Annotated in this window: 6 protein-coding genes; 4 read left to right on the top strand and 2 right to left on the bottom strand. The window is 36.8% G+C overall.

Annotated elements, in window-relative coordinates; all coding sequences use genetic code 11:
* Positions 1–451: 451 nt before the first annotated feature.
* From B3X18_RS01220 to B3X18_RS01205, 4 genes are all read left to right on the top strand, one after another.
* A complete protein-coding gene (locus B3X18_RS01220; RefSeq protein WP_034689065.1) occupies positions 452–772 on the top strand; it encodes a type II toxin-antitoxin system RelE/ParE family toxin in 321 nt (106 codons plus the stop codon).
* Complete coding sequence (gene nadS / locus B3X18_RS01215) at positions 765–1,037, top strand: NadS family protein (protein ID WP_004641921.1); 273 nt, start codon at positions 765–767, stop codon at positions 1,035–1,037. Before B3X18_RS01220 ends, nadS begins: the two co-directional genes overlap by 8 nt.
* A 619-nt stretch (positions 1,038–1,656) precedes the next feature.
* The gene (locus B3X18_RS01210) at positions 1,657–1,866 is read left to right on the top strand and encodes a hypothetical protein (RefSeq protein ID WP_005249157.1); all 210 of its coding nucleotides are present in this window, start codon (positions 1,657–1,659) and stop codon (positions 1,864–1,866) included.
* 248 nt (positions 1,867–2,114) lie between these two features.
* On the top strand, positions 2,115–3,569 hold the full coding sequence (locus B3X18_RS01205; protein ID WP_005249159.1) for a SulP family inorganic anion transporter: 1,455 nt from the start codon (positions 2,115–2,117) through the stop codon (positions 3,567–3,569).
* Between the two features lie 282 nt (positions 3,570–3,851).
* On the opposite strand, the gene B3X18_RS01200 is transcribed toward B3X18_RS01205, so the two are convergent.
* Together B3X18_RS01200 and repM are read right to left on the bottom strand one after the other, a co-directional pair.
* Positions 3,852–4,388: a plasmid replication DNA-binding protein gene (locus B3X18_RS01200; protein WP_004986369.1), complete on the bottom strand. Its 537-nt coding sequence runs from the start codon at positions 4,386–4,388 to the stop codon at positions 3,852–3,854.
* A gap of 67 nt (positions 4,389–4,455) precedes the next feature.
* Positions 4,456–5,379, bottom strand: coding sequence for a replication initiation protein RepM (gene repM / locus B3X18_RS01195; protein ID WP_004282204.1), 924 nt, complete (start codon positions 5,377–5,379; stop codon positions 4,456–4,458).
* Positions 5,380–5,453: the final 74 nt, after the last annotated feature.

The raw sequence follows: 5,453 nt of genomic DNA, 5'->3' as shown, positions 1-5,453 counted from the left end.
ACAATTTAATTTACAGTCTCTATTTATGGTTTGATTTTAATCACATCCGTTTTAATAGTGATGATTATATCTTTAACATTTATAAATTTAATTAAAAATATTTCTTATTTTTCTGAACACAAAGAGTTATTACGTAGCTTTTTACTACTATATCTATATGGAATATCTTTAGTTCAGTGTTATGCCCTTTTAGTCACTTTAATGCCTAATATTCAGATATTAATAGATTTAATTCACGAAAGACATAATCGGGATACTCAGAACAGCATGGATCCTGTAAATCGTGAAGAGGATTAATAGTTGAAGATGAAATGATTAATTAGAAAATTATAATTCTTAGTTTTTTCTAAAACTAACATAATACGAATTATGCGAAACGAGAGCGTACAGCTCTCGTTTTTTTGTTCTAAAACTGCTAAAATTCTTATACGCCATTGACGTACTTTAATCTATGCTATTCATTGAAACCAGTATTTTCACCAAGCAAATCAAAGAGCTTGTAAGTGATGAAGAGTATCGTCAGCTCCAGCAAGATCTCTTGGTACAGCCTGATAAAGGTGACTTAATCAAGAATGGTGGTGGGATTCGTAAAGTACGTTGTGCTCAGGGTAATAAAGGTAAAAGTGGCGGTATCCGGGTGATCTATTATTGGATCACAGAAGATGATCAGATCTTCTTCTTGGTGGCTTATCCAAAGTCTGTGAAAGATAATCTGACAGACAAAGAGACCTCGATCCTGCGTCAATTAGTGAAGGAGCAATTTCATGGATAACAACTTATTTGATGACCTGGTTGCTTCAATTAAAGAAGCTGGTGCCATCAAACGTAATGAAATAAAGGCAAGTCGAGTCACAGAACTTGAGTTGCCGGATATTAAAGAGGTACGTGAGAAAACCGGCTTAACCCAGGCAGAGTTTGCTGCACGTTTGCATATCAGTGCAAGAACCCTGCAAAATTGGGAACAAGGCCGTCGCTATCCAACTGGTCCTGCAGCGACCTTAATTCGTATTCTAGATGCTCATCCAACTTTAATTTAAGAAGTTTAGATAATAAAAAACCCCGGCATCCTGCCGGGGTTTTTCATATTGGGTTGCTAAGTATGACTCCTGTCTTACCTCACGTTCCTGGTGCGATCTTTCTTATTCTTGTTGTTTGGAACATCCTGTTCTCTATGGCTTCATCATAGGAAAATTCCACTGTTCCAGGTAGCCGCAAAGAGCCGAGATTGTTGTGCGCCAGGGCGTACAAAATAGCCTAAATTTCATCCACAGTAATTGGGGATAGTTTTCGCCCTGGAAGAGCTGAGAACATTGGGAAAATGCCAAAATTGAGCATTTTTTAGCCGATTCTATTGGCTAAACATTACAGATTTGCTTAAAAAACACACGAGTTGTTAAAACGTCTGTTTTTTGATCTTTGGGGGTTGGGGTTTATTGAGTTAACTATTTGATAAATAACATTATTTTAAGAGGCATTTCGTATAACGCCCATTATGTTAAATGGATGGCATTTGGGAGATATTATTTATTCTTTCAATAGGCAGAAACTTGCAGAATTTTTCTTAATTTGTAATCCTTTCGGCTAAGGGTGTCTAGCGTAGCTAAGACAGGTATTAGTTATAGTCGGGCCGCTATAATACGGATGACGAGTGCCTGTATGTTTAACCTAAATATCTTTAATAAGATCTCTAGCGAAGTATTGACCATCAAAAATGATCTTGAGCTGAATTCTGAAAATCAACTGATAACTAAGTATAAGACTTCTACTTCTGAAGATTATAAACAGGCTATTGTTTTGATTTTTAAAGAACGTGGCTATACACGTTTGGAAATAGGTCAATTACTTAGGGAGCCAAAAGCTTCATAAAATACCGATTAAACAAAGCTTGGATATAACATCCAGGCTTTATAAAAAAGTACCTAGCTGTTACCCTTGTCCTGATTTTTTTACTCTAAACCTTCTTTCATCTTATGACACTTACGCCACCTTAAGTTTATTTACCGTCTTAAATCTGTAAATAACTCATCACTGTCTAGTGATGTGGTGTAGTCGCTTGTGTGTTGTATATATCACATCACTAGCCTATCTGAAAAATTAAAAAACAGGCTATGTTTATGTTGTCTAATGTCCGAGAACAGTGGTTCTCTAACATCCGTGGGGATGTACTTGCTGGATTAGTCGTCGGTCTTGCACTCATCCCTGAAGCCATCGCATTTTCAATTATTGCAGGTGTAGATCCTAAAGTCGGTCTATACGCATCTTTCTGTATAGCCGTCGTGATTTCTTTCGTAGGCGGTCGTCCAGCTATGATTTCAGCAGCTACAGGGGCTATGGCACTGCTCATGGTTACTTTGGTCAAAGAGCATGGGCTTGAATACCTGCTTGCAGCAACAATTTTGACGGGTGTAATTCAAATAATGGCTGGCTATTTAAAGCTCGCCAAGTTAATGCGATTTGTATCTAAATCTGTGGTTATTGGATTCGTAAATGCGTTAGCAATTTTAATTTTTATGGCTCAGCTGCCTGAACTGATTAATGTGACCTGGCATGTATATGCTTTAGTTGCTTTAGGTTTGGCGATTATTTATCTCTTCCCTATGATTCCCAAATTAGGAAAATTATTGCCTTCTCCACTTGTCTGCATCATTGCAATCACATTACTGGCAATTGCTCTAGGAATTGATGTAAGAACTGTGGGTGATATGGGATCGTTACCTGACACACTTCCAATGTTCTTGATTCCAAATATTCCTTTGAATATTGAAACATTGATGATTATTTTGCCTTATTCAGTCGCACTGGCGGCTGTAGGTTTACTTGAATCGATGATGACAGCAACCATCGTGGATGAAATGACAGATACACCAAGTGATAAATTCCAAGAATGTAAAGGACAAGGTATCGCGAATATTGCTTCTGGCTTTATGGGGGGGATGGCCGGTTGTGCCATGATTGGTCAATCCATGATTAACGTGAAATCGGGTGGTCTTACACGCTTATCAACATTCTCTGCGGGTATTTTTCTTCTTATTCTGGTTGTATTTATCAGCGATTGGCTCAAAGTGATTCCAATGGCTGCATTGGTAGCGGTAATGATCATGGTCTCTATCAGTACCTTTGAATGGAGTTCTGTCACTCAGTTAAAAGATAATCCTAAGAGCAGTAATATCGTCATGATTGCGACTGTGATTGTAGTTGTTGCTACGCATAACCTGGCTTTGGGTGTGTTAACAGGCGTATTACTTTCAGCTTTGTTCCTAGCGAATAAACTTGAAAATGATATCCAAGTAATAGCATCTTTTGAAGGAACAGCCCGTTTATATGATTTGAGAGGTCAGATCTTCTTTAGTTCTTCTGAAAAATTCATGCAAGGGTTTGACTTTAAAGAGGATGTAAAGGATGTGATTATTGATTTGACCCATTCTCACATTTGGGATGTAACATCAGTCGCCATGCTTGATTCTGTTGTAAATAAATTCCAAAAGAATAGTGTGAATGTCACTGTGCGTGGCTTAAATGAAGCCAGCTCTATCATGATTGATAAGTATGGAACACATGCCAGAATCTAAGTGCAGGAGATTTTACGTTTATGTAGAATCTCTAAAATTAACATAATACACCTTATACGAAATGCGTTATAATTGTCTTGAAAATTCAACGCTGTAGTTCCTAGTTGATAGCCCATCTTCCCCAAGGTGGGCTTTTTTTATGCTTTTTCACGTTCCACGCTTATTATTTAATCAATGTTTCACGACTTTATTCAGTTTTAATAAACATCATCCGGTTTTTTGAGGAGTCATTATTTCATGTGCTTGCACTGAAATTGGCTCATCAAAAAAGTGGAGTCCTGGTTAACCGTAAGGAAGGAAAAAACGACTCAGGAAGCCCCTCTTTTTAGGTGTAGGCTCAATATGTTCTGGAACAGGGATGCGTTTGTTCTCTGGAGTAGTCAATCCGTCATAGTTCGATTCAGTCTGTGGCCGAGAATCTGTTGCTATATCCTGTTCAGATTTATGATCGGTAAACGTAGTCATATTGGCTTTTGGAGCTTCCAGTAAGCGCTGCATGGCCTCAATCTGTTCTTGATAAAACGATTCACGTTCTAATGATTGATTTTCTCTCTGTATTGCCTGATTTAATTGTTTTTCCAGCATGTCAACTTGACGTTTTAGCAAGTCAACTTCTGTTAAGTTATGCCTACTAGTTGATTGACTTTGGTTGACACTAGAATTGCTTTTTTGTGGTTCCCCAAAAACTCTTAAGGCTTCTGAAAAGTCAATTAATCCATCCGATCCTTTTGATAAATTTCCTTTCTTTATATGGGCATATACAGCTTGTCTTGAATATCCATATAATTTCGCTAGTTCTGAAACTGACAGTTTTTTCATTATGTAAACCAGTTTTCAAATAGTGTTAATAGTTGATTGTTAACTTTACTATGTCAATTGACATCATTCATTGAAAGCCGACTTTTCGAAGTAATGGCATAAATTCTTTTAATTTATTTGGCTCTTGTAGCATGGTTACAATCCGAGCAGCAAACTGTTCATAGCTTTCATTACCTTGTGAAAGTTTAGCCATCTCAGGAAGTTCTGATAATTTACTAGCAAATAAATATCGTTGTGCATCAGTCAAATTGATTTTTAGCTCTTTGTCCTGACTAATGTCATTGGCTGTATTTGTTGCTGACTTTTTCTGTTTGAAGCTAAATGAAAAGCCCGTAATGGATCTGCCGGTTTTATGTTGTTCAACTTTGACATTAATATCGGTATGTTCATTTACTTGCTTTAATGCAATGTCTAAAACATATTTCTTAAAATCGTACATCCTTTTGTATTCAGTCTCGAGTACACCTATTTTTTGTCTGAAATCGTAGATAGTTATAAGAGGCGTTTTTCCGGTACTACGCCACGCAATCAATATTTCATATAAGCGAACAGCATAAGCACTCGTTAAATTGCTTATTTGCTGTATCTCATACTTTGTAAATTGTTCTTCTAATCGAGTTATTAAAGGCACAATAGCAGGAGCAAAAATAAGTCTAACGACAGCCTCATTATCAATATAAGCAACCTCGCTTACCCATCTTGACTTGTGATTAATAACATTACCTTTTTCACTAAGACTTTGATAACTGAATTGTCTTGCAAATAGGTCATCGCAAGCATCTTTTAAGGCTTGATAAGCAGTATTTCGATGTACACCAAATTGATTGATATAACTTTCAGCATGAACTGTTAACGGATCATTAGCATTTATCCCTTTACCTGATTCCCTGGCTTCAACGATAGCTAAAAGAATTAATCGTTGTTCTACTAGATCAAGGTTATAACTAGCATTAATTAAAGCGTTATCTTTGACAATTAGTTCGGTTTTCATATGAAAAATTTATATTTTTAAGTCAATAAGACGAGGTTATATTATCAACTCGCTTAATGCAAGGTAAACCTCGT

This window comes from Acinetobacter sp. UBA6571 (assembly GCF_002434085.1).
Taxonomy (GTDB): Bacteria; Pseudomonadota; Gammaproteobacteria; order Pseudomonadales; family Moraxellaceae; genus Acinetobacter; species Acinetobacter radioresistens.
This window is presented reverse-complemented; position numbering and strand designations above follow the sequence as displayed.